26 protein-coding genes are annotated in these 26,734 nt (G+C 71.6%); 11 read left to right on the forward strand and 15 right to left on the reverse strand.

Translation table 11 applies throughout. The features are described from left to right. Window positions 1-24 precede the first annotated feature (24 nt). From GSE44_RS07965 to GSE44_RS07975, 3 genes are all read right to left on the reverse strand, one after another. On the reverse strand, window positions 25-723 hold the full coding sequence (locus tag GSE44_RS07965; protein WP_159348262.1) for a class I SAM-dependent methyltransferase: 699 nt from the start codon (window positions 721-723) through the stop codon (window positions 25-27). 134 nt (window positions 724-857) lie between these two features. Then, on the reverse strand, window positions 858-2,075 hold the full coding sequence (gene rnd / locus GSE44_RS07970; protein ID WP_159348263.1) for a ribonuclease D: 1,218 nt from the start codon (window positions 2,073-2,075) through the stop codon (window positions 858-860). 122 nt (window positions 2,076-2,197) lie between these two features. Beyond that, window positions 2,198-3,286: a class I SAM-dependent methyltransferase gene (locus tag GSE44_RS07975; protein WP_159348264.1), complete on the reverse strand. Its 1,089-nt coding sequence runs from the start codon at window positions 3,284-3,286 to the stop codon at window positions 2,198-2,200. 162 nt (window positions 3,287-3,448) lie between these two features. On the opposite strand from GSE44_RS07975, the gene GSE44_RS07980 reads away from it, so the two are divergent. Continuing rightward, window positions 3,449-4,438 (forward strand): AraC family transcriptional regulator, encoded by a 990-nt coding sequence (locus GSE44_RS07980; protein WP_159348265.1) that lies wholly within the window; start codon window positions 3,449-3,451, stop codon window positions 4,436-4,438. Between the two features lie 25 nt (window positions 4,439-4,463). On the opposite strand, the gene GSE44_RS07985 is transcribed toward GSE44_RS07980, so the two are convergent. Further along, the gene (locus tag GSE44_RS07985) at window positions 4,464-5,120 is read right to left on the reverse strand and encodes an LrgB family protein (protein ID WP_235924624.1); all 657 of its coding nucleotides are present in this window, start codon (window positions 5,118-5,120) and stop codon (window positions 4,464-4,466) included. 59 nt (window positions 5,121-5,179) lie between these two features. Continuing rightward, a complete protein-coding gene (locus GSE44_RS07990) occupies window positions 5,180-5,563 on the reverse strand; it encodes a CidA/LrgA family protein (protein WP_159348266.1) in 384 nt (127 codons plus the stop codon). A 161-nt stretch (window positions 5,564-5,724) separates the two neighbouring features. On the opposite strand from GSE44_RS07990, the gene pgi reads away from it, so the two are divergent. Further along, window positions 5,725-7,329, forward strand: coding sequence for a glucose-6-phosphate isomerase (gene pgi, locus GSE44_RS07995; protein WP_159348267.1), 1,605 nt, complete (start codon window positions 5,725-5,727; stop codon window positions 7,327-7,329). A gap of 10 nt (window positions 7,330-7,339) precedes the next feature. Here pgi and GSE44_RS08000 read toward each other — a convergent pair whose 3' ends face one another. After that, window positions 7,340-9,418: a TonB-dependent receptor family protein gene (locus tag GSE44_RS08000; protein WP_159348268.1), complete on the reverse strand. Its 2,079-nt coding sequence runs from the start codon at window positions 9,416-9,418 to the stop codon at window positions 7,340-7,342. A 61-nt stretch (window positions 9,419-9,479) separates the two neighbouring features. Further along, window positions 9,480-9,848: a DUF2946 family protein gene (locus GSE44_RS08005; protein WP_159348269.1), complete on the reverse strand. Its 369-nt coding sequence runs from the start codon at window positions 9,846-9,848 to the stop codon at window positions 9,480-9,482. Between the two features lie 110 nt (window positions 9,849-9,958). Between GSE44_RS08005 and mutL the strand changes: the two genes are divergently transcribed. Continuing rightward, window positions 9,959-11,827, forward strand: coding sequence for a DNA mismatch repair endonuclease MutL (gene mutL, locus GSE44_RS08010; protein ID WP_235924625.1), 1,869 nt, complete (start codon window positions 9,959-9,961; stop codon window positions 11,825-11,827). Between the two features lie 17 nt (window positions 11,828-11,844). On the opposite strand, the gene GSE44_RS08015 is transcribed toward mutL, so the two are convergent. The 5 genes from GSE44_RS08015 to GSE44_RS08035 form a co-directional block, all read right to left on the reverse strand. Further along, window positions 11,845-13,068 carry a DUF4336 domain-containing protein gene (locus GSE44_RS08015; RefSeq protein ID WP_235924626.1) on the reverse strand — a complete coding sequence of 408 codons (1,224 nt, stop codon included), beginning with the start codon at window positions 13,066-13,068 and terminating at the stop codon, window positions 11,845-11,847. A gap of 256 nt (window positions 13,069-13,324) precedes the next feature. Further along, window positions 13,325-13,567 carry a hypothetical protein gene (locus tag GSE44_RS08020; protein WP_159348270.1) on the reverse strand — a complete coding sequence of 81 codons (243 nt, stop codon included), beginning with the start codon at window positions 13,565-13,567 and terminating at the stop codon, window positions 13,325-13,327. A 68-nt stretch (window positions 13,568-13,635) separates the two neighbouring features. Further along, window positions 13,636-14,082 carry a DNA polymerase III subunit chi gene (locus GSE44_RS08025; protein ID WP_159348271.1) on the reverse strand — a complete coding sequence of 149 codons (447 nt, stop codon included), beginning with the start codon at window positions 14,080-14,082 and terminating at the stop codon, window positions 13,636-13,638. Beyond that, window positions 14,079-15,542: a leucyl aminopeptidase family protein gene (locus tag GSE44_RS08030; protein ID WP_159348272.1), complete on the reverse strand. Its 1,464-nt coding sequence runs from the start codon at window positions 15,540-15,542 to the stop codon at window positions 14,079-14,081. The genes GSE44_RS08025 and GSE44_RS08030 overlap by 4 nt, the downstream gene beginning before the upstream one ends. Window positions 15,543-15,570: 28 nt before the next feature. Beyond that, window positions 15,571-17,250, reverse strand: coding sequence for a leucyl aminopeptidase (locus GSE44_RS08035; protein ID WP_159348273.1), 1,680 nt, complete (start codon window positions 17,248-17,250; stop codon window positions 15,571-15,573). Between the two features lie 260 nt (window positions 17,251-17,510). Between GSE44_RS08035 and GSE44_RS08040 the strand changes: the two genes are divergently transcribed. Next, complete coding sequence (locus GSE44_RS08040; protein WP_159348274.1) at window positions 17,511-17,933, forward strand: VOC family protein; 423 nt, start codon at window positions 17,511-17,513, stop codon at window positions 17,931-17,933. Between the two features lie 182 nt (window positions 17,934-18,115). On the opposite strand, the gene GSE44_RS08045 is transcribed toward GSE44_RS08040, so the two are convergent. Further along, on the reverse strand, window positions 18,116-18,394 hold the full coding sequence (locus GSE44_RS08045) for a DUF4242 domain-containing protein (protein WP_159348275.1): 279 nt from the start codon (window positions 18,392-18,394) through the stop codon (window positions 18,116-18,118). 176 nt (window positions 18,395-18,570) lie between these two features. Beyond that, window positions 18,571-19,743: an MFS transporter gene (locus GSE44_RS08050; RefSeq protein ID WP_159348276.1), complete on the reverse strand. Its 1,173-nt coding sequence runs from the start codon at window positions 19,741-19,743 to the stop codon at window positions 18,571-18,573. Window positions 19,744-19,845: 102 nt separating this feature from the next. Between GSE44_RS08050 and GSE44_RS08055 the strand changes: the two genes are divergently transcribed. Then, window positions 19,846-20,748, forward strand: coding sequence for a LysR family transcriptional regulator (locus GSE44_RS08055; protein ID WP_159348277.1), 903 nt, complete (start codon window positions 19,846-19,848; stop codon window positions 20,746-20,748). A gap of 3 nt (window positions 20,749-20,751) precedes the next feature. Here GSE44_RS08055 and GSE44_RS25590 read toward each other — a convergent pair whose 3' ends face one another. Next, entirely contained in the window at window positions 20,752-20,946 is a 195-nt protein-coding gene (locus tag GSE44_RS25590) for a LysR substrate-binding domain-containing protein (RefSeq protein ID WP_408015097.1), read from the reverse strand. A 105-nt stretch (window positions 20,947-21,051) separates the two neighbouring features. Between GSE44_RS25590 and cysQ the strand changes: the two genes are divergently transcribed. The 6 genes from cysQ to GSE44_RS08090 all read left to right on the forward strand — a co-directional run bounded on the left by cysQ (window position 21,052) and on the right by GSE44_RS08090 (window position 26,710). Continuing rightward, window positions 21,052-21,819, forward strand: a complete 768-nt coding sequence (gene cysQ / locus GSE44_RS08065; protein ID WP_159348279.1) for a 3'(2'),5'-bisphosphate nucleotidase CysQ — start codon at window positions 21,052-21,054, stop codon at window positions 21,817-21,819. Beyond that, on the forward strand, window positions 21,816-22,775 hold the full coding sequence (locus GSE44_RS08070) for an L-threonylcarbamoyladenylate synthase (protein ID WP_159348280.1): 960 nt from the start codon (window positions 21,816-21,818) through the stop codon (window positions 22,773-22,775). The genes cysQ and GSE44_RS08070 overlap by 4 nt, the downstream gene beginning before the upstream one ends. A 40-nt stretch (window positions 22,776-22,815) precedes the next feature. Further along, window positions 22,816-23,400: a chromate transporter gene (locus GSE44_RS08075; protein ID WP_159348281.1), complete on the forward strand. Its 585-nt coding sequence runs from the start codon at window positions 22,816-22,818 to the stop codon at window positions 23,398-23,400. Further along, window positions 23,397-23,936 (forward strand): chromate transporter, encoded by a 540-nt coding sequence (locus GSE44_RS08080; protein ID WP_159348282.1) that lies wholly within the window; start codon window positions 23,397-23,399, stop codon window positions 23,934-23,936. The genes GSE44_RS08075 and GSE44_RS08080 overlap by 4 nt, the downstream gene beginning before the upstream one ends. Before the next feature lie 104 nt (window positions 23,937-24,040). Then, window positions 24,041-25,060: an extracellular solute-binding protein gene (locus GSE44_RS08085; protein ID WP_159348283.1), complete on the forward strand. Its 1,020-nt coding sequence runs from the start codon at window positions 24,041-24,043 to the stop codon at window positions 25,058-25,060. A gap of 18 nt (window positions 25,061-25,078) precedes the next feature. Further along, window positions 25,079-26,710 carry an ABC transporter permease gene (locus GSE44_RS08090; protein ID WP_159348284.1) on the forward strand — a complete coding sequence of 544 codons (1,632 nt, stop codon included), beginning with the start codon at window positions 25,079-25,081 and terminating at the stop codon, window positions 26,708-26,710. Window positions 26,711-26,734: the final 24 nt, after the last annotated feature.

The raw sequence follows: 26,734 nt of genomic DNA on the forward strand, positions 1-26,734 counted from the left end.
GGGGCCCCGCAAGGTCACACCGCATCACGCGGCCAGCGCCTGGGCAGTCCGGGCATTGCAGACCTGGACAAGGGTGAAAAGCCCGGCGGGCGGGCAGGCCTCGAGCGATTCCACCTGGGCATCGGCATCCAGCAGGTCCGACAAGGCGAAATCCGGGTGCCAACCCAACACGCGGGAGAGTGGCGCCATGGCCCGCTCCACCCACCAGCGCGGCCCGTCCTGAGCGGCGAAATGGTTCACGAACAGCAGGTGTCCGCCCGGCCGCACCACCCGTGACATCTCGGCGAAGAGGCGCCGGGCATCGGGCACCACGCTGGCGGTGAACATGGCCACCGCGATGTCGAAGGAGCCGTCGCGGAAGGCCATGTGCTCCGCATCCATCTCCACCAGCCCCTCGACGCCGGTGAGCCCCTCGGCCACGACCCGCTCCCGCGCCTTTTCCAGCATCTCCCGCGAGAGATCGACCCCGACCACCCGCTTGTCCGCCCGGTAGTGGGGCAAAGCGAGGCCGGTGCCGACCCCCACCTCCAGCACGCGGGTGCCGGGCAGGCGGTTCACCGCCGCCACAGCCCGCTTGCGCCCGAAGGAGGAAACCCCCCCGAAGACCGCGTCATAGACCCCGGCCCAGCGGCGATAGGCGTCCCGAACCGCGCCCGCATCCAGCACCGCGCGCTTGTGGTCGCGCGAGGGGTCGGCGGTCAGGTCGGGCAGGGGGCGCGCCATGGGTCGTTCAGGATCCGCTCAAAGGGCCGCCGGAAGGCAGGCAGGAGGGCGCTAAACCAGCGCCGGGCGGCGCGCAAGCACCGTTCCGCCCTTGCTGTTCCCGCCGCTCTTAAGCCGCGGGAAGCATAGGGGTTTCAGTTGGCGGCCTGCGCCATGGCCTCGAGGCGGATCAGCCGCACCCGCCGCCCGTCCACGCCGAGCGCGAGGTCGCCGTTCCGCAGTGCCAGGGCGTCGGCCCCGAACACCTTGCGGCGCCAGCCCTGCAGGGCTGGCAGGTCCTCCGGCGCATCGCTGGCCAGCCGGTCCAGGTCGTCGGAACTGGCCAGCAGCCGGGGGGCCACCTGGTGCTCCTCCGCCTTGGTGGCCAGCAGGACCTTCAGCAGCGCCACCAGCGCCGGGGAGGGGGAGGGGCCAGCCCGGTCCTTCGGCGCCTCGGGCAACTGGTCGTCCGGCAGGGCACGGGCGTCCTCGATGGCGGCAATCAGCGAGGCACCGGACTTGCCGCGGGCAAAGCCCTCGGTCACGCCCCGCGCCCGGGCCAGGGCATTGGGTTCGGTCGGTGCCGTGGCGGCCACTTCCAGCAGGGACTCGTCGCGCAGCAGGCGCTGGCGGGGAATGTTCACCCGCTGCGCCTCGCGCTCCCGCCAGGCCGCGATGGCGCGCAGCGTGCCCAGGAAGCGCCGGTTGGTGGTACGGGGGCGCAGCTTTTCCCAGGCGCTGTCGGGATCGGTGCCGTAGGTGGCTGGCTCCATCAGCGCCGCCATCTCCTCCGCCACCCAGTCCAGCCGGTTCTCCCGCGCCAGCCGGTCCCGCAGCGCCACATAGATGCGGCGCAGATGCGTCACGTCGGCGGCCGCATAGGCGATCTGGGCCGGGGAAAGGGGCCGCGCTGACCAGTCGCTGAAGCGATGGGCCTTGTCGATATGGGCGTTGGCGAGGGCACGGGCCAGGCTGTCATAGCTCGCCTGGTCGCCGAAGCCGGCGACCATGGCGGCGATCTGGGTGTCGAACATCGGCTGCGGCGTCTGGCCGAAGCGCAGCAGGAAGATCTCCACATCCTGCCGGCAGGCATGGAAGACCTTCACCACCTCCTCGTCGGCCAGCAGGGCACCAAGGGGGGCGAGGTCCAGCCCCGGGGCGAGGGCATCCACCACCGCCGTGTCCTGGCTGCCGCCCAGCTGCACCACGCAGAGCTCGGGCCAGTAGGTCCGCTCCCGCATGAATTCGGTGTCCACCGTCACGAAAGGCTCCTGGCGGAGCCTCTCGCAGAGCGGGACCAGCTGCTCGGTGGTGGTGATCAGGACGGGCTCGGGATCGGGAGCCTGGTTGCTGGAATGGGGGCGGCGGGACATGGGGCGCCGTTTAAGCGCAGATCGCGTCAGCCACAAATCGCGATTCCGGTCTGACCTGGCACCTTCCGCCCGATGATGGGGAGGGGGAGTGCCGGCGGGCGGGCCGGCACGCCCCCGATCCCTCAGGGACGGGCCTCCATCACGATGTTGAAGGGCGTCTCCGCTGCGACCCGAACCTGGGAGAAGCCGGCCTCGCGCAGCACCGCCTCCAGCCGTGCGGGACCGGCCTGCGCGCCGAGCGCGGCGGCGCCGGGCTGGTCCAGCGAAACCGGCGTGCAGATCATGGTCGAGGCCGAATAATACAGGCGTCCCACCGGGTTCAGGTTCTCTTCCAGCCGGTTGCCCGCCTTCGGCTCCACCATCATGAAGGTCCCGTCAGGCCGGAGGGCGCCGTGGATCCGGGTGGCGACGCCGACCGGATCGCCCATGTCGTGCAAGGCATCAAAGCAGGCCACCAGGTCGTAATCCCGCTGGGCGAAGTCGGTCGCTCCTGCCACCTCGAAGGCGGTGTTGCCGGCCACCCCCGCCCGGCCCGCAGCCTCCCGCGCGCAGGCGATGGAGGCGGCGTGATAGTCGATCCCGGTGAAATGCGAGGCCGGGAAGGCCTCAGCCATCATGATGACGGTGGCGCCATGGCCGCAGCCGAGGTCGGCCACCCGCGCCCCACGCCGCAGCCGCTCCTCCACGCCATCCAGCGCCGGCAGCCATTCCTCCAGCAGATGCGCCGAATAGCCGGGCCGGAAGAAGCGCGCGATGCCGCTGAACAGGCAGGCGCAGCGGGTGCCATAGCCGGCGCCGCGCCCGTCACCCTGGCGGAAGGCGCGGGCCACCTGGGGCTGGTCGAGCACGTTCGCCATCGCGATCTCGAAGGCGCCGAGCATGCAGGCTGGGCTGTCCGGGCGCGCGAAGACCATCGCCTGCTCGGGCGTCATGGTGAAGCGCCCGGTGGCGGTGTCGTAGTCGAGATAGCCGGCGGCGGCATGGGCGGAGAGCCATTCGCGCAGCAGCCGCTCATTCGCGCCGGTGCTTCGCGCCAGCTCGGCCGGGGTGACGGCGCCGGCGCCATCCATGGCGGTGTAGAGGCCCAGTTCATCGCCGATGCGGACGAGGGGCACCGCCATGGCGGCGCCGAGATCCCCGAGCATCCGCTCGACGAGGCCTTGCAGCTTCTCCGGATTCGGAGGGGCGAGCGATGCGGTGAGCGTGTCCATGCTGTCCTCCCTGGAACACGCCATGGCTAGCGGACGCGACCCCGCGGGCGAATGACGGGGCTGCCGTTCCGATTGACCGTTCGTCCGGAAGATCGTTACGCTTTTGCCGAGCGTCCGGATCGCCTGCCCGATCGTCCATCGGGATCAGGCGGGAGGTGATGCATGGCTGCGGATGCCCTGTCCGAGGTGCTGCGCGCCGTCCGGCTCACCGGCGCCGTTTTCTTCCGCCTCGAAGCCCGCGAGCCCTGGGTGGCGGAAACGCCGCCCTCCGCCGATTGCGCGCCCTTTGTCATGCCCGGGGCGCAGCATGTCATCGAGTACCACGTCATTCACAGCGGCTCCTGCTGGGCCGGTCCGGTGGGTACCGAGCCGGTGCGGATGGAGGCGGGGGACATCATCGCCTTCCCCCAGGGCGACCCGCATGTGCTCTCGAGCACGCCGGGGCTTCGGCAGGTGCCTGACCTCGCCATCTACCGCGAGGCCGCGACGGCGGGCCTGCCCTTCTCCTGCCGCCTGGGCGCGGAGGGTGCGCCGACCGCCTGCATCATCTGCGGTTTTCTTGGCTGCGACGCCCGCCCCTTCAACCCGCTGCTCGAAGCCCTGCCGCGCATGCTGCACCTCCGGGCGCGGCCAGGCCATGGCGGCTCCTGGCTCGGGCATCTGGCCGGCGCGGCCATGGCGGAATCCCTCGCCCGGCGGATCGGGGGCGAGGTGATCCTCGCGCGGCTAAGCGAGCTGATGTTCGCCGAGCTGATCCGCCACCATGTCGAGGCCATGCCGGCGGAGGAGACGGGCTGGTTCGCGGCGCTGCGCGACCCCCATGTCGGCCGCGCGCTGAACCTCCTGCACGGGCGCCCCGCCGCGCCCTGGACACTCGATGCGCTGGCGCGGGACGCCGCCCTTTCCCGATCATCCCTGGCCGAGCGCTTCACGCGCCTCGTCGGTCATCCCCCGATGCAATACCTGGCCCGGTGGCGGATGCAGCTGGCGGCGGGGCTGCTGGCGGATAGTGGGCACCAGGTCGCGCGGGTGGCGGCCGAGGTCGGCTATGATTCCGAGGCGGCGTTCAGCCGGGCCTTCCACAAGCTGGTCGGCATGCCTCCCGCCGCCTGGCGCCGGTCCTGCGACCGGAGCGCGCCGCGACCCGCCTGAGGCGGTTTCCTTCCGGCGAGGAGGCTTACAGCAAGGCCCGCAGCACGATGGGGGCCAGGATGGCGCTGAGCAGGGCGTTCAGCGCCAGGGCGATCCCCGCGAAGGTGCCGGCCAGCGGGTTCACGTGGAAGGCCCGGGCCGTACCCAGGCCATGCGCCGCCAGCCCGGCCGCGAAGCCCCGGGCGCGCATGTCCTTCAGCCGCAGCCCGTTCATCAGCGGCGTGACGGTTACCGCCCCGATGGCGCCGGTCAGGATCACCAGCACGGCGGCCAGGGCCGCATCGCCGCCCAGCCCTTCCGCGATGCCCATGGCCACCCCCGCCGTGACCGATTTTGGCGCCAGCGAGGCCAGCACCGCCTCGGGCATGCCGAAGGCGCGGCCGATCAACAGGGCCGAGAGCATGGCGGCCAGCGAACCCGCCAGCAGCGCCGCTCCCATCGGCAGGATCGCCCGCAGGACCGTCTGACGGTTGCGGTAGAGCGGGACCGCCAGGGCCACTGTCGCCGGGCCGATCAGGAAGTGCACGAATTGCGCCCCCTCGAAATAGGTGCGGTAGGGCGTGCCGGTGGCCCCCAGCAGCGCCGCCGTCAGCACCACCGCGATCAGCACCGGATTGGCCAGCGGATGCCGCCGCAGCATCGCGGAAAGCCGGTCCGCCGCCACATAGGCGAGCAGCGTCACCGTCAGCCACAGCAGCGGCGTGCGGGAGAGATAGACTCAGTGGCTGAAATCCGCGTCGCTCATGCCGCGTCCCCCTTGGCCCCGGCCGGCGCCATCAGCCGCGCGACCCCGGCGAAGACCAGCGCCGTGACGGCGAGCCCGATCAGGGTGGAGGCGATGAGGGCCACGGCAAGCCCGAGCCCGTATTGGGAGAGGACATCGAGCTTGCCCACCACCCCGACGCCGGCCGGCACGAAGAGAAGGGAGAGATTGGCCAGCAGCCCCTCCGCCGGCGCGGTGACGAAGCCGGTCTCCACCGGCCTGGGCCAGGCGTCATTCGCCAGCAGCAGCGCCAGGAGAAGGATCATGCCGAGCACCGGGCCTGGCAGGGGCCATCCCGTGCCATGGGCCAGCGCCTCCCCCGCGAGCTGGCAAAGGAGGATGAGGGCGACACCAGGGATCATGCCCCCGATGTAGCGAGGATCGTGCCGCCGAGACCTGCGATCCCGTGGCAGCGCCCATGCTCCGGCGGCACGGGAGCCTGCGGAGAGGTGATCGGCCGCCGCCTTCCGCCCCCATCCCCGCCCGCTTAACCTTGGTGGAATTTACGAGGAGAGCGACCCGCATGGCGGATTCGGAGGCGGCTTGGGAACGGGTGACGGGTTTGGCGCGCGCGGCGGGCGCCTCCGCTATCCGGCCCCTCATGACCGACCCCTCCCGCCCCGCCCGCTTTACTCATCGCGCGGGCGATATCCTGGCGGACCTCTCCAAGACCTCGGTCTCGGACGGGGTGCGGGGCGCCCTGTTGGATCTTGCCCGGGCGCGCGGCGTGCTGGCGGCGCGTGACGCCATGGCCCGTGGCGAGGCGATCAACACCACCGAGGGCCGCGCCGTGCTGCACATGGCGTCCCGCGGCCCGCGCGGCGCCTTCCGCGCCGGGGATGAGGACGCCTCCGCCGAGGTGCATGATACGCTGGACGCCATGCGCGCCTTCTGCGCCCGCATCCATGCGGAGGGCCGCTTCACCGATGTGGTGAATATCGGCATTGGCGGCTCCGACCTCGGCCCGCAGATGGTGGCCCGCGCCCTGTGGCGCCACGGCATGCCGATGCGGGCGCATTACCTCTCGAATGTGGACGGCCATGCCTGGGAGGCGATGCGCCATGGGCTGGACCCGGCGCGCACCCTCGTGCTGGTGGCCAGCAAGACCTTCACCACCGCCGAGACCATGGCCAATGCGCATCTGGTGCGGGACTGGCTGCGCGCCGCGCTGGGCGACAGGGCGGACGCCCAACTCGTCGCCCTGTCGACCAACTCGGGGGCCACGCGCGCCTTCGGCGTGCCGGAGGACCAGGTCTTCGGCTTCAAGGACTGGGTTGGCGGGCGCTTCTCCATGTGGTGCGCCATCGGCCTTTCCGTCGCCCTCGCCTGCGGCTGGGATGTCTTCGCCGCGCTGCTGGCCGGCGCGCGCAAGATGGACGAGCACTTCCTCTCCGCGCCCGAGGCCGAGAACCTGCCGCTGCTGATGGCGCTGACCGAGCTGTGGCATGTGAACGCCCTCGGCTACCCCAGCCGCGCCGTGCTGCCCTATGACGAGCGCCTGGCCCGTTTCCCCGCGCATCTGCAGCAGGTGGAGATGGAAAGCCTCGGCAAGCGCGTGACGCTGGGCGGGCTGCCCGTGACGCGCGCCACCGGCCCCGTGGTCTTTGGCGAGCCGGGTACCAATGCGCAGCACTCCTTCATGCAGCTGCTGCACCAGGGCACGACGCCGATCCCGGCCGATATCGTGCTGATCGCCAATCCCGACCACGCCTTCGAGGAGAACCACCGCCAGCTCCTCGCCAACGGCCTCGCCCAGGCCGAGGCCCTGCTGCGCGGCCGCGACGCCACCGAGGTGCGGGAGGAGATGGCGGCGAAGGGCATGGCCCCGGCGGCGATCGAGGCGCTGCTGCCCCACCGCCTCTTCCCCGGCGACCGGCCGAGCACGACGCTCGTCCTGCCACGGCTCGATGCGAGCACGCTCGGCCAGCTCGTTGCCCTCTACGAGCACAAGGTCTTCTGCCTTGGTGCGTTGTGGAACGTGAACGCCTTCGACCAATGGGGCGTTGAGCTCGGCAAGCAGCTCGCGGGCGCGCTGCTGCCGGAGCTTGCGCCCGGCGCGAAGCCGGGCGCACATGATCCCTCCACCACCGCGCTGATCGCCGAATTGCACCGGCTCCGCGGCGACTGAGGCCGCCGGCTCAGAACCGGAACTGCACCCCGCCATAGACGCTGCGCCCGAAGCCCGGCTCGAACAGCGCCGAGTTCAGGGTGGCCACCGGAGCGACGGAGGCGTTGGAGATGTACTTCCGGTCCGCCAGGTTCCGCCCCTCGGCGAAGACCGACAGCCCGTTCTCGAAGTCCCAGCCGGCGCGCAGGCCGAGGATGGCATAGGCGTTGGTCTTCAGCGTGTTGGCATTGTCCACGAAGAAGCCCTGCGGCACCCATTCGACATTGGGCGCAATGCTGAAGCCCGCCGGGTGCCGGTAGCGAAGCTCCGCCCGGTAGAGGTGGCGCGGGGCACCGGGCAGCTGGTTGTCGCCATAGACGGCGTCGCCATCGAAGCGGAAGTCGTTGAAGCTGTAGGCCTGCCGCAAGGTGAGGCTGTCGCCGAGGTCAGGTGCGGCGAGGTTGCGCAGCATCGTCCAGGACAGTGATGCCTCGATGCCCTGGTGGATGGTGCGCCCGGCATTCAGGGCCAGGGTCGCCCCCGTGCCGGTCGGGTCGAAGAGCTGGATCTCGTCCCGGATCGAGGCGCGATAGGCTGCCACCTCCCATTCCAGCCCGTCGCGCCGGCCACGCGTGCCGATTTCGGCGGTGCGTGCCCGCTGTGCCTTCAGCGCGGAAAAGCCGCGCGCCGCCAGCGGCGTGAGGTCGCCGATGGTCGGCGGCTCGGTGGCCCAGGCGAGGCTGGCGAAGACCTGCGCCTCAGGCGCCGCATCCCCCGGCACCACATCCCAGAGCAGCCCGATCTGCGGATTGGCGAAACGATAGGTCTCCGAGCCGGACTGGTCGCCATCCGAGAGGAAGCGGTCGCGGCTGGCGCGATAGGTCTCGCCCAGTTGCAGCCCGGCCACCAGGGCGAGGTCCGGCAGGAGGTGGAGCGTGTCCTGCAGCGTGACCGTGTGCTTGCGCGCGCGATCGGTGCTGGAGGCCGTCAGCCGGCCCGGATGGCCGCCGAGATTGAGATAGCGCCGGCTGTCATAGGTGCCGAAGCCCAGCGTGGCGCCGGCGACGACGCGGTTGCGCAGCCCGGCGATCTCGCCGTCGAGCGTCAACCGGGCGAAGCCGTTCACGTCGTCGGTGCGCTGGTCGATATACTGGAAGATCGGGTGGTCCAGCTCCCGGTGCACAAAGGAGGCGCCGAGATCCAGCACCGCGCCGGGCGCGATACGCCAGCTGGTGCGGTTGCCGAAGCGGTTGCTCTCGGTGTTGCGCTGGTAGTCGTTGGCGATATTCGCGGCGGCGGCCGCGCGCGGGTTGGAAAGGGCCTGCTGGCGGGTCACGCTGCCCGGGATGCGCTGCTCGATGTGGTTGTAGCCGTAGTAGAAGCGCGTCTCGATATCGTCGGTGATGCGCCAGCCGAAATTGGCGTTGAAGCGGCGGCTGTCGCCCCAGCTATGCTGGCGGAAGCCATCCTGGCTCAGGGCCGAGAAGCTGGCCCAGGCATCGAAATCCCCGGCCTCCATGCCATAGGCCCCCTGCGCCCGGCGATAGCCATAGGTGCCGGCCTCGCCGCGCAGGACGGCGCCCGGGTCGCTGCGGCCGGTCGGCGTCACGAAGTTCAGCACGCCGCCCAGCGTCGCGGCGCCCTGGCCGAAGGCATTGGCGCCGCGCAGCACCTCCACATGGCCGAAGGTCAGCGGGTCCAGCTCCTGGAAGTCGCCCGCGCCATCGGCCTGGTTCAGCGGGATGCCGTCCTGGGTCAGCTGCACGCCGCGCAGGTGGAAGTTCCGCGCGAGGCCCGAACCGCGGATGGAGAGGCGCGTGTCCTCGCCCCATTTCGGCTGGGCGAAGACGCCTGGCACGTATTGCAGCACGTCGCTCAGCCCGGTGACGCCGGCGCGGGTGCGGATCTCCTCCGCGGGCAGGACGGTGACATTCCCCGGCACCTGCCGCAGCCGGGCTGCGGCCTCGATGGCATCGGGCGCGGTGAGGGAAGGGGCGGCGCCGCTCACCGCCACCTCCGGCACCGCGACGGGCGCGGCGGGGTCCTGGGCAAGCGTGGGCAATGGAAGGCAGGCGGCTGCGAGCAGTGCCGCGCGGGTCGACGAAAGCATGATGGAATCCTGACAGGCATGGGCAGGGCGGCCCCGGATGGGGCCGGCGCGGGCATGACGGTCAGGCGGCGGGTGGGGCCCTGGGTTGCTGCGGCGGTGCGCGGGGCGGGAAGGGCGGCAGGCCGGCGCGCCCCGCCGAATGCGCCACGGCCAAATACAGGATGCGGCGATCCGGCGCCTGCGGCCCTGCAGGCTCGATGGCCGCCGGCCCCTGGCAAAGGTCGCAGCAGGTGGAGTCGTGGGATGCCTCGACCGGCTGGCCGTTCTCATCGACCAGCACGGTCCGCGTGCCGGAATGGGTGCAAAGCTCCACCGCCGTGGCGCGGCCGAGCATCGCCAGGGCACGCATCTGCGGCAGCACCGCCCCCGCCCATTGCAGGAGCAGGAGCAGGGCGATCAGGCGCGCGGCGAGGCTGCGGGGCGGACGCATCACCGCTCCGCTAACAGAGGGCCGCCCTGCTGGCGAGGCTGGCGCTAATCCTTCCTCCACCCTCGCCGCGCATCCTTGCCTCAGGGCCGCCGAAGCCCCATCCCCTCCCTGTGATTCCCGATCAGGTCATTCGCCGCCTTCCTCCCACCACCGCAGACCGCATCGCCGCCGGCGAGGTGGTGGAGCGCCCCGCCGCCGCCGTGAAGGAGCTGGTGGAGAACGCGCTGGATGCCGGTGCCCGCCGCGTGAACGTGACGCTGGAGGGTGGCGGCATCGACCGCATCCTGGTGGAGGATGACGGCAAGGGCATGGTCCCGGCCGACCTCGCCCTCTGCATCGAGCGCCATGCCACCTCCAAGCTGCCGGACGAGGCGACGCTGTTCCGCATCGCCACCCTCGGCTTCCGGGGGGAGGCCTTGCCCTCCATCGGCGCCGTCTCCCGCCTGTCCATCACCACCCGCCCGCGCGACGGGGACGCCCATGCCATCGCGGTGGAAGCCGGCCGCGTCGGCGAGGTGACGCCCGCCGCCGCGCCCCCCGGCACGCGGGTGGAGGTGCGGGACCTGTTCTTCGCCACCCCCGCCCGCCGGAAGTTCCTCAAGACCGCCGGCACTGAGGCCTCCCATGCGGTGGAGGCGGTCCGCCGCCTCGCCTTCGCCTGGCCGGAGGTGGGTTTCCGCGTCACGGTGGATGGCCGCGTTGCGCTCGACCTTGCCCCCGCCGACCGCGCCGGCCGCGCCGCCGCCCTGCTGGGCCGGGAATTCGCCGCCGCCGCCGTGCCGGTGCAGGGCAATTGGCCCGACCTGGCGCTGGAGGGTCTCGCCGCCCTGCCCACCCACAGCCGCGCCACGGCCACCGAGCAGCATCTGGTGGTGAACCGCCGCCCGGTGCGGGACCCGCTGCTGCGTGCAGCATTGCGTGTCGCCTATCGGGACGTGCTGGCCGCCGGGCGCCACCCCGTGGCCGCGCTGTTCCTGGAAATCCCGCCCGATGCGGTGGATGTGAACGTCCACCCGATGAAGACGGAGTTGCGCTTCCGCGATTCCGCCGGCGTGCGCGGCGCGCTCATCGCCTCCCTCCGCCGGGCGCTGGGAACGGGGGCGGGAGTTGGCCCCGCGATCGGCGTTCCGCGCAGCGGCTGGGATGCCGGCGGCGCGCCCGATCCCGCCTGGCCGAGCCGCGCGGGTCAGCCGATCCAGCTGGAACCCGAGGCCGACGCATCCGTCACCTGGTCCGATGGCAGCGCGACGCCCGCCCGCGCGCCCGGCTTCGCCGAGGCCGGCTTCACCTTCTCCGCCCCGCCGCCTGTGCGCCCCGTCCAGCCACGCTTCGCCCTGCCGCCCGGTGCCATGACCCTGCCTGCCGAGGCGCCCGCTTCCCCGGCCGGCACGGTAGAAGGCCCGCTGGGCCGCCCGCTCGCGCAATTGCTGGACACCTACATCCTCGCCGAGGCCCCGGACGGCGCCCTCATCCTCGTGGACCAGCATGCGGCGCATGAGCGGCTGACGCATGAGCGCCTCTCGGCTCAGCTGGTGGCCGGCGGGGTGCGGTGCCAGCCGCTTCTGCTGCCGGCGGTGGTGGACATGCCCGCGGCCGATGCCGAGCGCCTGGCGGAGCGCGCCGAGGAGCTGGCGCGGCTCGGGCTGGAGATCGAGTTGTTCGGCACCGGGGCCATCCTTGTTCGCTCCCTGCCCGCGCTGCTCGGCACGCCCGAGCCCGCGCCGCTGCTCGCCGATATCGCGGCGGAACTGGCTGATTGGGAGGAAAGCACGGCGCTGGAGCGACGGCTGGATGCCGCCGTGGCGCGGCTGGCCTGCCATGGCAGCGTCCGCGCCGGGCGCCGCCTTAACCCGGCCGAAATGGCCGCCCTGCTGCGCGAGATGGAGGCGACGCCGCGCGCCGCCACCTGCTCCCATGGCCGCCCGACCTTCCTACGCCTGGGCGCCGGCGACCTGGCGCGGATGTTCGGCCGGACCTGACGGTGGCCCGGAGGCCCCTAGAGGGGCTCCGTCGCGATGGTCGTGCCGCCCGGTCCCGTCTGCAGCGGCTCGACGCCGTGCCGGCCCTCCGCCGGCTCCTCATGCCCATGGGTCCAGAGCCAGCGCAGCGAGTGCCGCAGCGCTGCTGTCCCGTCCCGCTCGAACCAGCGGCCGTGGGCGAAGACCACGCGCTCCGGCTGGAGCGCGATCAGCCGGGCGGCGGCCCGCGCCGCCTCCGCATGCCGCGCCTTCACCACGGCGCGGAGATAGGGCGGCGGCATGCTGTCCGGCGCCATGATGCCGAACATCCAGGCCAGGGGCCGCAGGAGCAGCGGCACCTTCGGCGGCTCGAGGTTCATGACGAGGTCGGTGAGCACCAGCGTGCGGGTCGGCTGGTGGAACATCGCCATCTCGTGGAAGCCCGCGCCACCTGGCACCGGCACGATTTCGATCACCCCGCCCCAGGCGGCAGGCGCGGAATCGCCGAGGTCGTAATCGAGCCGAACGCCACTCTTCTGCACCTGAGAACGGTCGCGCAGCCCCGGCGCGGCCCAGCTGGTGGCCTCCGGGCAATCCTCCTGCCAGTCCTTCAGGAAGGTCCAGTGGGCGAAGTTCGGCGCGACCAAGTGGCGGATCGGCCCGATTCGCTCCAGCTCCCGCTTGAGGCCCCGGCTGAAGCGCGTGGGGGAGTGCAGCAGCAGGTCGCCGTCGGGCAGCCGGATCACCGTCATCCGCGTGCCGATCACCGCGCCGAGCGCATTGGGCAGGAGGCTGTCGACGATATAAACGCCCTCCGCCGCCGGCTTGGGTGTGTCGAAGGGCGGGTAGCCCACCTGCCGTGCGGTCGCCGCATCGTCGCGGCCCAGCAGTCGCCCGACTGGACCGGAGCCCTGGCCCGGGCCCCGGATGGGCGTGCTCGCGCTGAAGGCCACCACGGCCAGTTCAGCGAGGCCGACCCCCACGAGAAGCGCGCGCGCCTCGTTCGACTCGTGCCGCATCCGCAGCCCCGCGCCGATCAGCGCCGCGCCGCCAATGGCATCCAGCGCCAGGTGCTGGCGCATGGAGAGGACGGGCTTCACGCCTCCCTCGTAATCGGTCAGCAGGGAATAGCCCGCGTGATAGGCGCCGGCGGTGCCGAGCGCCCGCCGCACTGCCGGCGGCAGGGTGGGGCAGGTGGAGAGGCCGCCGAGCAGCGCGGCCACGCCATAGTCGATCAACCCATGGTGACGGGTGGGTATCATCTTCGGTGCGCCCATGCCGGTTGGTCCCCGTCAGAACGGGGCAACCGCGCGATGGATGCCGCTTCATCGCCCGCCTTTACGACTTGCGCCTTTACGACTTGGCATCACGCCCTGCCGGGCATGATGGCCATGGCGCTTTCAGGCAACCCGTTCAGGCGGCGCCATCAGGCCCCGCCCGTCGGGCACGCGCCCAGCTGTCGGCACCGGCCGCGCTTGGCTGGGCGGGCCGCTCCGACGCGCCAGGGCCGGGGGAGGGTCAGCCCTCCTCCTCGTCGTCGGACCCGCGCAGGTCGCAGGCGATGACATAGGCGGGGGAGCCGTCCTCCGCCTCCATCTCCTCGATGATGTCGATGCCGTAGATGTCGATCTCGCCTTCCTCGTCCTCCTCGCCGCCCAGCATGATGCCGAGCGCGATGGGACGGGACGGGTCGAGCTTCTGCAACTCGGCAATCAGAGCGCCGACCGTCATGGTCTCGGTGGCCTGGGTATTGTCGGACATGGAAATGCGCTCCTGAGGGCGGGCCCGATGTGGCAGGCCGTGGCGGGCGGGGCAAGGGCGGCGATGGGTTACTCGCGCTTCATCCAGCCATTCGGCCCCTGCTGCCAGTAGGTCAGGCTGTGCCCGGCCGCCCGCGCGCGGCGCCAGCGGTCCCGTGCGGCCTCCAGCGCGGCGGAGTCGTTGCCGTCGAACAGGTCGAAGATGCGGTCGAACGCCTCGGCCCGCGCGGTTTCCGCCCCATCGGCCAGAAACAGATGGCGGGCGCCGTTCGGTGCCTCGTCCTCGGTGGTAAGCCAGATGGGCTGGAGGTCGGGATCGCCCGTGGTCGGCGTGCCATGGGGCAGCCAGTCGGGATCGGGGCAGAGCCAGAGGGCGGTGTCCAGCGCCGCCAGCCGCTCTGGCCCGCCCACCCGCACCACGGCGCGGCCGCCAGTGGCCAGCACGCGGCCGAGCAGCTTGGGCAGCGCTACCTCCAGTGCCGTGCGGGTCAGGTGGTAGAAACCGATCTCGGTCATGTCTCGAAGCGGTCCGCGACCAGCCGGTCCAGCAGCCGCACCCCGAAGCCGCTCGGCCCCGGGGGGAGGGGATAGGGACCCGACTCCACCCCTTCCTCGCGCAAGTCCATCCCGGCGATGTCGAGATGCGCCCACGGGATGTCTGCCGGCGTCTCGGCTCCGGCGAATTCCCGCAGGAAGGCGGCGGCATGGCAGGCATCGGGCAGGAACTTCCCGGCCCAGCCGCCTCCGCCGCCCGCGGGCAGGCAATGGCGCAGGTCAGCGATCGCGCTTTCCAGATCGGCCCGGTGCCGCTCGCCGATCGGCATGGGCCAGAGCGGCTCGCCCACCGCTTCGCCCGCTGACATGGCGGCATCGCGCAGCGCCGGTTCGTTGCCGAACAGCCCGGCGCGGTGATGGCCCAGGGCCGAGACGATGCTGCCGGTGAGCGTCGCCAGGTCGATCATGGCGCGGGGCTTCAGCCCGCGGGCATGGTGCAGGGCATCGGCCAGCACCAGCCGCCCCTCCGCATCCGTGTCAACGACCTCCACCCTGCGGCCGGAGGCCATGCGGAGCACGTCGCCGGGGCGGTAGCTGTCGCCATCGGTGGCGTTCTCCGCGATGGCCAGCACCGCGACCGCCGGGGCGGGGCTGTCGCGCAGGGAGAGGGCCAGTATCGCTCCCGCGCAGGCGGCGGCCCCGGCCATGTCGGCCTTCATCGCCTCCATCCGTGGACCCCGCTTGATGCTGATGCCCCCCGTGTCGAAGGTGATGCCCTTGCCGATGAAGGCAACCGGTGCATCGGCATAGGTCGGGCCATGGCCGGGCCAGCGCAGCACGACAAGGCGCGGCGCATGCGCCGAACCTCGCCCCACCGCCAGCAGCCCGCCATAGCCGCGCCGCTCCAGCCAATGGCGGCCATGCACCGCCACCTCGATCCCGTGCTTCTCCAGCCCGCGCAGCCGCTCGACGAATTCGGTGGGGGTGAGCCGGTTTCCGGGCTCCGCTGCCAGGTCCCGCGCGAAGCCCACCCCGCGCAGCACGGCCCGCACCCGCTCGATCTCCGGCGCCGCCTCCTCGGCCTTGTCCACCAGCAGGTCGAGGTGGCGCAGGGCAGCTGGCGGCTCGGCACCGTAATGGGGCAGGCGGTGGGCGCGCATCCCGGCGCCCACCGCCAGGACCCCGACCTGCTGCGGCGTGAGCCCGCGCGCATCGATCACCCCGTGCTTCGCCTCGGCCATGGAGGCTGCCGCCAGCGCCCCCGCCGCCTCCAGCCCGTGCGGTCCGGGGGCAACGCCGACGAGCCAGATCGTGCGCCCGTGCAGCACGCCATCCAGGCGCAGGGCCTCGCCCTTTTCTGGCGAGAACCCCGCCGCCTGGCCGGCCGGCGCATAGGCGTCCGGCAGCGCCTCGCCCGCCAGGGCGGGGAAGGCCATCGGGTGGCGGCCGCGTGGCATCTCGGTCAGGCGGAGCTTCAGCATGCTGTCGGCCCGCGATCCGCGCGGTCCCTCAGCGGCGCGGGCGGCGCGTGGCCGGGCGGCGGGCGGGACGCGCCGCCGGCTCGCCCGCCGGGCGCGTCGGCAGGTCTGGCGTGGGCAGGATGGGTTCGGAGATGGCCGTGCCCTCGGCCAGGGCGGCGGGGGAGTCGCTGCCGGTGCCGGTCACCGCGGCCGTCTCGGTCTCGGCGGGCTCGGGCAAGGCGGGGGCACGGCCCTCATGGTGCTCGGCCACCAGCCGGTCCAGCAGGCGCACGCCCCAGGCCGTCGCGCCCTTCGGCGTGGTGGGCTGGTCCTTGCTGCCCCAGGCGACCCCGGCGATATCCAGATGCGCCCAGGGGCAACCATCCACGAAGCGCTGGATGAACTGCGCGGCGGTGATGGAGCCGCCCGGCCGCCCGCCGACATTCTTCATATCCGCGATATCGGAGCGGATCTGGCGGTCATAGGCATCGCCAAGCGGCATGCGCCAAGCGAGTTCGCCCACCGCCTTTCCGGCCTCCTCGATGCGGCGCGCGAGGCCGTCGTCATTCGAGAACAGCCCGGCATGCTCATGCCCCAGCGCCACGATGATGGCGCCGGTAAGCGTGGCGAGGTTCACCATGAAGGCCGGATCGAAGCGCTTCTTGCAATAGGAGAGCACGTCGGCCAGCACGAGCCGGCCTTCGGCATCGGTGTTGATCACCTCGATCGTCTGACCGGAATAGGAGGTGACGACATCGCCCGGGCGCGTCGCCGTGCCGGAAGGCATGTTCTCCACCAGCCCGACGATGCCCACCGCATCGACCTTCGCCTTGCGCCCGGCGAGGGCCGCCATCAGCCCCGCCACCGTGCCGGCGCCGGCCATGTCCCACTTCATGTCCTCCATGCCCCCCGCGGGCTTGATGGAGATGCCGCCCGTGTCGAAGGTCACGCCCTTGCCGATGAAGGCGATGGGCTTGCTGTCACGCTTCTTCGAATCCGTGCCGTTCCAGCGCATCACCACCATGCGCGGCGGCTGGGCCGAGCCCTGCGAGACGCAGAGCATTGAGCCGAAGCCGAGCTTCTCCAGGTCCTTCTGCCCGAAGACCTCCACCTCCACGCCCAGCTTCTCGAGCTTGCGGAGGCGGTCGGCGAATTCCGGCGGGTTCAGCACATTGGCGGGCTCGCTCACCAGCTCGCGGGTGAGGAACACGCCCTCGGCCACGGCGCGGCGGGTGGACCATTCGGCCTTGGCGGCGGAGGGGTCCTCGCACAACACCTTGATGCCGGAGAGGCGCGGCTTGTCCTCGGGCTTCTCGGTGGTGCGATAGCGGTCGAAGCGCCAGGCGCGCAGCACGGCGCCAAGGGCAAGATCGGCCGGCGCCCCGGCCCAGCCGCCAATGGCGCGCGCATCGATGGAGGCAGTCGCCTCCTTGCCCAGTGCCGCGACGGCATGGCCGCCGGCGGCCTCCACTCCGCTGGCCTCCAGCGCATCGCGCTTGCCGAGGCCGACCAGCACCAGCCGGGACAGGCCGCCGCCCGGGGCGAAGAGCGTCGCGGTCTGCCCCTTGCGTCCCTTGAACTCGGCCGCGGCGAGCCCGCGCGCGACATGGCCGCCCAGCTGCTTGTCCCACTCCGCGACCAGCCCGCCACCCAGGTCCTCCTCCGCCAGCGGCAGGACGAGAGCACCGCTCTCGGGGAGGGCGGGCTTGGCAAAGGCGATGTCGAGCATGTGGAGGTCCCGGATTGCGTCCGCCCAGAGATAGCACCCGATTGGCGATCCGCCATGCCGCGCCGCGGGTCGTGGCCGGTTTCATCGATCCGTTATCGGGTGGTAGGCTCGCCACCGGTCGGAAAAGGCGGTGCCGGTGTGGTTAGCCCGGCCGCCTCGCCGGGGTTCCGGATGGGGTTCTGACCGGCGCGCCCGCGCCGAGTCCCGCGATCCTGAACCGCCCGCGCATGGTGCGCGGCGCGGATGAAGGGACGTGCCAGATGCAGCAACAGCAGATTTCCGTCATCACCCTGGGCGTGGCGGACCTCGCCCGCTCCCGCCGCTTCTATGCGGAGGGATTCGGCTGGCGGCCGGTCTTCGAGAATGGCGATATCGCGTTCTACCAGATGAACGGCTTCGTGCTGGGCACCTGGCTCCGCGATGCACTGGCGGCGGATGCTGGCCGGGAGACACTGCCCTCGGGCGGCTTCTCCCTCGCCCACAACGTGCCGGGACGGGACGATGTGCAGCCTCTCATCGGCCAGCTGGTGGCCGCGGGAGGCAGGATGCTGCGCGCGGCCGACGTGCCGCCGCATGGTGGGATGCGCGGCTATGCCGCCGATCCGGACGGCCATGCCTGGGAGATCGCCTGGAACCCCGCCTGGGCCATCGACGAGCGTGGCTTGGTGACTTTCGGCCTCTGATTGCAGCCTAGGCCAGGGCCCCGCGAGGCCGGCTTGCGGGGGGCCAAACGGCGCCCCCGTCTTGCGTGCCGCGCGGTGGCCTCATCTTGCAGATCGAGCTGCCCCATGGCCGAAGCCCGCCCACATGGGCGACCCGGGCCGTCGCGGGATGATCCGCGACGGCTGCGAACGAAAAGCTCGCGTCAGGCGGCTTCCGCCGTCGTCGGGTCGATCATTCGCGCAACCTTGTTGATCTTGTTGGCCGGGAAGCCACCGCGCTCCGCATGCTCGCGGATCTGCTCCTCGTTTTGCGCCACATAGACGCAGTAGATCTTGTCGCCGGTCACATAGCTTTCGACCCACTGGATCTCGGGACCCATTGCGCGAATCACGTCGCAGGATTTCTGCGCCGCGCCCTGGAAGTCCGCCGGCGACAGGCTGCCGGCTCCGGGCATCTCTCGTTCGATGATGAATTTCGGCATCGCGTCCTCCTTTTCCTGGCCGGGGCGGCAGGCGGTCGGTGCCCATATGCGGACATCCTGCCCGTGCCGGAGCCTAGCACCGGGCGGGCTTGCTCTGTTGTTTGTTGATTGCAGTGCCGGAATTGTCATCGGCCCTGGGCTCGAGGCCGGGGGGAACTCCCCCGGCCTTGGTTAGCTCAGGCGTCCCGCAGCACGGCGGCCGGGCGGCGCGCGGTACGCATGCCGAGGGAGGCCAGCACCAGTGCCCCCAGCGGCATGACCGTCGCGGCCAACGGCACGGCCCAGAGGCCCGGCCCATGGTCGATGACCAGCCCGCCCACCGTCGCCCCCAATGCATTGCCGAGGTTGAACGCGGCGATGTTGAGGCTGGAGGCGAGGCTCTGCCCCGCACCCTCCGCCCGCTGGAGCACCCACATCTGCAGCGGCGCCACGGTCGCGAAGCCGGCGGCCCCCAGCAGCCCGACAAAGAGCACGGCGGCGACCTGATTGTGCAGGGCGAAGGTCATCAGCCCGAGCACGACTGCGAGGGCGACGAGGGTGCCGATGACGGTGCGGCCGAGATCCCGGTCCGCCAGGCGTCCGCCGATCAGGTTGCCCAGCACCAGCCCGCCGCCAAAGACGAGCAAGATCGGCGAGACTGCGGCCTCGGAGAAGCCAGCCAGCCGGGTCAGCGCCGGGGCGATGTAGGTAAAGACCGCAAAGACGCCCGCGAAGCCGAGCGTCGTCATGGCCAGGCCCAGCAGCACGGGGCGGCGCGCCATGGCACGGAGGTCGGCACGCCAGTCATTCGCCTCGGGCGCCACTTCGTCGCGCGGGATCAGCAGGGCGATGATGGCCAGCGCCAGGACGCCGATGGCGGTGACGGCCCAGAAGGTCGCGCGCCAGCCGTAATGCTGGCCCAGCCAGGTGCCAAAGGGCACGCCGAGGATGTTGGCGATGGTCAGCCCCGTGAACATCACGGCGATGGCCGAGGCGCGGCGGTCCGGCGCGACGAGGCCAGTGGCCACCACGGAGCCGACGCCGAAGAAGGTGCCATGGGCGAAGGCGGTCAGCACCCGCGCGCCCATCAGGATGCCGTAGCTGGGCGCGAGCGCACAGGCGGCGTTGCCGATGACGAAGATCACCATCAGCCCGATCAGCACCCGCTTGCGCGGCATGCCGGCGGTGAAGGCGGTGAGCAGCGGCGCGCCGAGCACGACGCCGAGCGCATAGCCGGAGATGAGCAGGCCGGCGGCGGCGATGGAGACGCCGAGATCGGCGCTCACCTCCAGCAACAGGCCCATGATGACGAATTCGGTGACGCCGATGCCGAAGGCGCCGGCGGTCAGCGCATAAAGTGCGAGGGGCATGGGGGTGCCTTTTGGGCGGTTTCTGTTGCGCCCCAGAATGGACATGCCGGGTTTGGTGACCTAGAGGGCCTTGAGGCACATCACCTATGAACTGAACTCATCATGCCGCGATCCGAGGTGAACCGCTCGGGCGAGATGGAGGTCTTCGTCCGGGTTGTCGAACTGGGTGGCTTCTCTGCCGCCGCGCGGGCGGGGCGAATGACGCCCTCGGCCGTGAGCAAGCTCGTCGCCCGGCTAGAGGCGCGGCTCGGCGCCCGGCTGGTGAACCGCTCCACGCGCCGCCTCCAGCTCACGCCCGAAGGCGGCGCCTTTTACGAGCGCGCCACGCGGATCCTGGCCGATATGGAGGAGGCGGAGCGCGGCGCCGCGGGCGGGGAGCGGCCGGTGGGGCGCATCCGCCTCAACACCAACGCCTCCTTCGGCACCCATATCCTGGCGCCGCTGGTACCAGATTTCCTGGCCGCGCATCCGGGGGTGACGCTCGACATCGTGCAGACCGATGCAGTGGTGGACCTGCTGGCCGAGCGCACCGATGTCGCCGTGCGGGCCGGGCCGCTGCGGAACTCCAGCCTTGTTGCCCGCAAGCTCGGCGCGACGCGCATGATGATTGTCGGGGCGCCCTCCTACTTCGCGCGCATGGGGGAGCCACGGGATGTCACGGAACTGCAGGCGCATGGTCGTCTCGGCTTCGGCTATGTCCGGGCCGTGGAGGGCTGGCCCCTGCTCCGCGACGGCGAGACCATCACCCTTCCCGCCGCCGGCGCGGTGCAGGCGAGCGATGGCGAGGCGCTGCGACACCTGGCCATCGCGGGCGCCGGCCTTGCGCGGCTCGCGGCCTTCACCGTGCGGGAGGACATCCGCGCCGGGCGGCTGCGCCCCGTGCTGGAGGATTGCAATCCCGGCGACCTGGAGGAGGTCCATGCCGTCTGGCTCGGCGGCGGCCCCTTGCCGGCACGCATCCGGGCGCTGCTGGATTTCCTGGCGGAGCGGGCGCGGGTGAGCTGAGGCTCAGGCGGTCGCCTCGCGCATCGTTGCCGCCACACAGTCGACGAAGACCCGAACGCGCGGGGAAAGCTGGCGACTTTTGGGATAGAGCACGCTAACCGGCATGGGCGCAGGCCGCCAATCCTCGAGGATCGCGACGAGGCTGCCCGCGGCGAGATCCGCCTCTACATGGTGGCGCGGCACCTGGATGATCCCCATGCCGCGCGCACGGGGCGGGCCCTGCCGCCGGGCTGACGCGCCTTCCCGCGGGAATCGCGGCTCATTGGGCTGCCCTGCCGCCGCCGCCCGCGCTATCCCCATCGAATGACCGATGAAGATCTGCTCGAACTGGCCGCTACCCTGGCCGAGCGCGCCGCCCATGCCATCAACGCCATCCGCGCCGCGGGCTTCGCCGTGGAGCGCAAGACCGACGAATCCCCCGTCACCGAGGCGGACCGCATTGCCGAGGCGCTGATCGTCGAGGGCCTCCGCGCCGCCACGCCGGACATCCCTGTGGTGGCGGAGGAGGAAGTCGCCGCCGGGCTGGTCACCGCCCTGGCCGCCCGCACCTGGCTGGTGGACCCGCTGGACGGCACGCGGGAATTCGCTGCCGGCCATGACAGCTTCACGGTCAATATCGGGCTGGTGCAGGAGGGCAGGGCTTATCTCGGGGCCGTGGCGGTGCCGGCGAGCATGGAGATCTTCGGCGGCATCGTGCCCACCGGCCTCGCCTGGAAGCGCGAAGCGGCCAGCCGGCGCCCCATCCGCGCCCGCGCCATCCCGGCGGAAGGGGCCACGATCTTCGCCTCTCGCCATTATTCCGACGACCCGCGCCTGGGCCAGTTCCTGGAGGGCCGCAAGGTCGCCCATATCGAGAAGATCGGCTCCGCGGTGAAGTTCTGCCGCCTGGCGGAAGGAGTGGGCGACATCTACCCCCGCTTCGGCCGCACCATGGAATGGGACACCGCCGCCCCCCAGGCCGTGCTGGAGGCCGCCGGCGGCCGTGTGGCGGGCTTCGACGGCCAGCCGCTGCGCTACGGCAAGCCGAACTTTGAGAACCACGCCTTCCTGGCCGAAGGCCGGCGGGGGTGACCGAACGGCTGACGCCGGCTGGGGTCGCCCGCGCCGCCGCCCTGCTGCGCGAGGGCGCCCTCGTCGCCTTCCCGACGGAGACGGTCTATGGCCTGGGCGCCGATGCGCGGAACGGGACGGCGGTGGCCGGCATCTTCGCGGCCAAGGGCCGCCCGCATTTCAATCCGCTGATCAGCCATTTCCCCGATGCCGCCACTGCCTTCGCGGAGGTGGCGCCGGATGCCCGCGCCGAGGCCCTGGCCGCCCGCTTCTGGCCCGGCGCGCTGACCCTCGTCCTGCCTCGCCGTTCGGAGAGCCGGATCGACCTGCTCACGGGGGCCGGGCTGGACACGCTGGCGGTGCGCGTGCCCGCCCATCCGCTGGCCCAGGCCCTGCTGCGGGCGGCGGGCACCCCTGTTGCCGCCCCTTCCGCCAACCGCTCCGGCGGCGTTTCCCCCACCACGGCGGATCATGTGCTGGACGGGCTCTCGGGCCGCATCGCTGCCGTGATCGACGGTGGGCCCTGCGCCGTTGGGCTGGAAAGCACGGTACTGGACCTGAGCACACCCACCCCCGTGCTGCTGCGCCCCGGCGGCGTGACGGCGGAGGCGATCGAGGCGATGATTGGCCCCCTCGCTCGCTCTGGTGCCGGCCAGCCGGGGACGCTGCGCTCCCCTGGCATGCTGCTCTCCCACTATGCCCCCGGCCTCCCATTGCGTCTCGAGGCGCGGGAGGTTGCGGCGGACGAGGCGCTGCTGGCCTTCGGCCCGTCGCTACCTGGTGCCGGCGCCACCTGGAACCTCTCCGAGGCCGGTGATCCGGCCGAGGCCGCCGCCCGCCTTTTCGCCGGGCTGCGCTGGCTGGATGCCGAGGGCGCGCGACAAGGATTGCGCGGCATCGCGGCCATGCCCGTGCCGATGGCGGGGCTGGGCGAGGCCATCAACGACCGGCTCCGCCGCGCTGCCGCGCCGCGCTGACCCCCTTGCCGTCGGCCCTCGCCGGGCGGAGTTTGCGCCCGTGCCTAAGACCGTCGCGAATCCGCCCGAGGAGCTTCCCCTCAACCCGCCGCCCGGCGCCGCCCAGCTCTTTGCCGCCTTCGCCAAGGCCGGGCTGCTGGGTTTCGGTGGCGCCCAGGTCTGGGTTCGCCGCGCGCTCGTCGAGGAGCGGCGCTGGATGACCGAGCGCGACTATGCCGAGGTGCTCGGCCTCGGCCAGGTTCTGCCCGGCCCAAATGTGGGCAATGCGGCGGTGATGATCGGGCGCCGCTTCGCGGGGCTGCGCGGCTCCTTCGCCGCCACGGGCGGGCTCTATATCGGCCCGCTGATCGTCCTGATGTCGCTCGTCCTGCTCTGGCAGGAATTCGCCGACGACCCGCATGTGGGCGCCTTCATGCATGGCACGGCATGCGCCGCGGCCGGGATGGTGATCGGCAACGGCATCCGCATGTCCGGCCGCCTCAGCCCGCCGCCTGAGCAGATCGCCATCGGGCTGCTGTCCATGCTGGCGGCGGCCTGGCTCCGCGTGCCCCTGCCGGTCATCGTGCTGGTGCTCGGCCCCATCTCCATTGCCGCCGTGGTCTGGCGTGGGCGTCGGCCGCAATGACGCCCGAGGCCTGGGACATCTTCGTCTTCTTCCTCAAGCTCTCCCTGCTTGCGGTCGGCGGCGCCAATGCCGCCGTGCCGGAGATGCATCGCGAGGTGGTGGACCTGCGCCACTGGATGAGCGACGAGACCTTCAGCCAGGGCTATGCGCTGGCCGCGGCCGCGCCAGGGCCCAACGTGCTCTTCGTCGCCGTGATCGGCTGGCATGTCGCCGGGGCGCAGGGGCTGGCGGCGAGCCTGATCGGCTTCCTCGGCCCAACCTTCGTGCTCTCCTGGGCCGTCGCGACGCTGACCCAGCGCCTGGCAGGGGATTGGCGGCTGGCGGCGCTGCGGTCGGGGCTGGTGCCGGTCGCGATCGGGCTGATCCTCGCCACCGGCCTGGTCACCGCCGCCGCCGCGGCGCGGGGCACGGCGACCGAAGTGGGAGTGGCCATCCTCATCACCCTGGTCTCCACCCTTTTCGTCTGGCGATCCCGCTATTCACCGATCTGGACGCTGCTGGGCGGCGGGCTGATCGGGCTGGCGCTGCTGCGATAGGTCATCCTGTTGTGGCATCAAACTGATACGCATTCTCACCTATTGCCGGCGCGCCCGCCTTGGAACACATTCGCCCCTAATCCAATAAAGCCAAGGCCAGCACGATGACCCGCTCCCGTAAGGCTGCATTCTTCGCCCTCTCGATGCTCCTGGCGCCCGCCATGGCTGGGGCGGCGGAGGTGAATCTCTACACCACCCGCGAACCGGGGCTGATGCGCCCGCTGACGGAGCGCTTCACCAAGGAAACGGGGATCGAGGTCAACACCGTCTTCGTCCAGGGCGGCTTGGCCGAGCGCCTGGCGGCCGAGGGCAGCCGCTCCCGCGCCGATGTCGCCATGGTGGTGGATGTGGGCAACCTGATGGAGCTGGTGGATCGCAACCTGACCCAGCCGCTGGAGTCCAAGGCGCTGGAATCCGCCATCCCGGCCAATCTGCGTGACCCGCAGGGCCGCTGGTTCGCCCTCTCCACCCGGGCGCGGGCCATCTACGCCTCCCGCGAGCGCATTCCCGAGGCCGAGGCCGCGAAGCTGACCTATGAGGACCTGGCCGACCCGCGCTTCAAGGGAAAGGTCTGCATCCGCTCCGGTCAGCACCCCTACAACACCGCTTTGTTCTCGATCCTGCTGATCCAGCATGGCGAGCCCTGGCTGCGCGACTACCTGACGAAGGTGAAGGGCAACCTCGCCCGGCGCGCCACTGGCGGCGACCGCGAGGTGGCGCGCGACATCCTGGCCGGACTCTGCGATGTGGGCCTCGCCAACACCTACTACGCCGGGCTGATGCTCTCGGGCCGCGGCGGCGAGGACCAGAAGCGCTGGGGCGAGGCCGTGCGTGTGATCCTGCCGCCCAGCGAGACGGCGGTGAACATCTCGGGTGGCGCCGTCACCCGCCATGCGCCGAACCGTGCCGAAGCGGTCCGCTTCCTGGAGTTCCTCGTCTCGCCGGAGGCGCAGACCCTGTACGCCAACGGCAATTTCGAGAACCCGGTGCGCCCCAACACCCCGACGAACCCGATCGTGGAGGGCTTCGGCTCGCTCACGCCGCGCGACGTCTCCTTGCCGGATGTCGCCGCCCACCGGGCCGCCGCCAGCCGCATCGTGGACGAGGTCGGCTTCGACCGCTAAGGGCTTCGGCATTCCATCTTGCGTCTCCACCGCCTTGGCGCGGCGGCCAGCGTGGCGCTGGTCGCCCTGCCCGTCCTGGCCCTTGCCTTCGCCGCGGCGCATGGTTCGGGTGACCTCTGGCCGCACCTGATCCGCTACGTCCTGCCGCAGGCGGCGGTGGAGACGGCGCTGCTTCTCCTGGGCGTGGGCGCCATGGTGGTGGGGGTGGGCACCGGCACTGCCTGGCTCACCTCCTGCCATCGCTTTCCCGGGCGCAGGACCTTCGTCTGGGCGCTGGTCCTGCCCCTGGCGCTGCCGACCTATGTCTCGGCCTATGCCTGGCTGGACGTGCTGCACCCGGCGGGGCCGGTGCAGACCGGGCTGCGCGACCTTCTGGCCCTGTACGATCCGCGCGCCATCCCGCTGCCCGAAATTCGCTCGCTGCCAGGCTGCGTGATGGTGATGGGGACGGTTCTCTTCCCCTATGTCTATCTCGCCGCCCGTGCCGCCTTCCTCACCCAAGGGGCGGACCTGCTGCGGGCGGGCAGGGGGCTCGGCTCCGGCGGGTGGCGGCTATTCGTCTCCATCGGACTGCCCATGGCGTGGCCAGCCATCGCGGCCGGGGCTTCGCTGGCGCTGCTGGAGACGCTGAACGATGTGGGGGCGGCCGAATTCCTCGGCGTCCGGACGCTGACCGTCTCGGTCTATGTCACCTGGATCACCCGCTCCTCCCTCGAAGGCGCCGCGCAGATCGCGCTGATGATCCTGCTGCTGGTCGCGGCCCTGCTGCTGCTCGATGGCTGGGCCCGCGCCCGCTCCCATGGGGCCCAGGCCGTGCGGGAGAGTGCGCGGCCCGACCTCCGCGCCCTGCCGCTGGGGCGGGGACTGCTGGCCAGCCTGTTCTGCCTGGTGCCGGTGCTGCTCGGCTTCGTGGTGCCGGCCTCCTACCTCGTCTGGGCCGCATGGCGGCGGGTGGCTGAATTCGGCCTGCCGCCGGAACTCGGCACCTGGATCGGCAACAGTGCCCTGCTTTCCGCCATCGCCACCCTGCTGGTCCTGCCGGCCGCCTTGTTCCTGGCCTTCGGGGCGCGTGGGGATGCGATGCCGGACCGGCACGGGATGGTCGATACGGCACTGCTGCGCGCCAGCATGCTTGGCTATGCCCTGCCGGGCGGCATCGCGGCGGTGGGGCTGATCGTTGCCTTCGGCGGGCTCGACGACCTGACCGAGGGGATGGGCCGCTGGGTACCGGCCCTGTCGGGCACCGCCACCGCGCTGGTGGTGGCCTATTTCGTGCGCTTCCTGGCGATCCCTGCCGGAGGGCTGGATGCCGCCTATGCCCGCATCCGCCCGCAGATGGACTGGTCCGCCCGCTCCATGGGCGCGCGACCGGGCCGCATCCTGGGGCAGGTGCATCTGCCGCTGCTGCTGCCGGCGCTCTCTGCCGCCGCGCTGCTGGTCTTCCTGGATGCCATGAAGGAGCTGCCGGCCACGCTGCTGCTGCGTCCCTTCAACCGCGAAACCCTTGCCACCGCCCTCTATGCCGAGGCCGCGCGCGGCACCTATGAGGAAGGGGCAGTGGCCGCGCTGGCGTTGGTGGTGGTGGGGCTGCCGGTAATCGGGCTGCTTGTCGCCGGCGGGCGGCCCAGAAGGCACCTGGCGCGCACTTGACCCAAAGGCCCGGCCTGGCGTTTG

Origin of the sequence: Muricoccus harenae (genome assembly GCF_009848505.1) — a bacterium.
Lineage (GTDB): Bacteria > Pseudomonadota > Alphaproteobacteria > Acetobacterales > Acetobacteraceae > Roseomonas > Roseomonas harenae.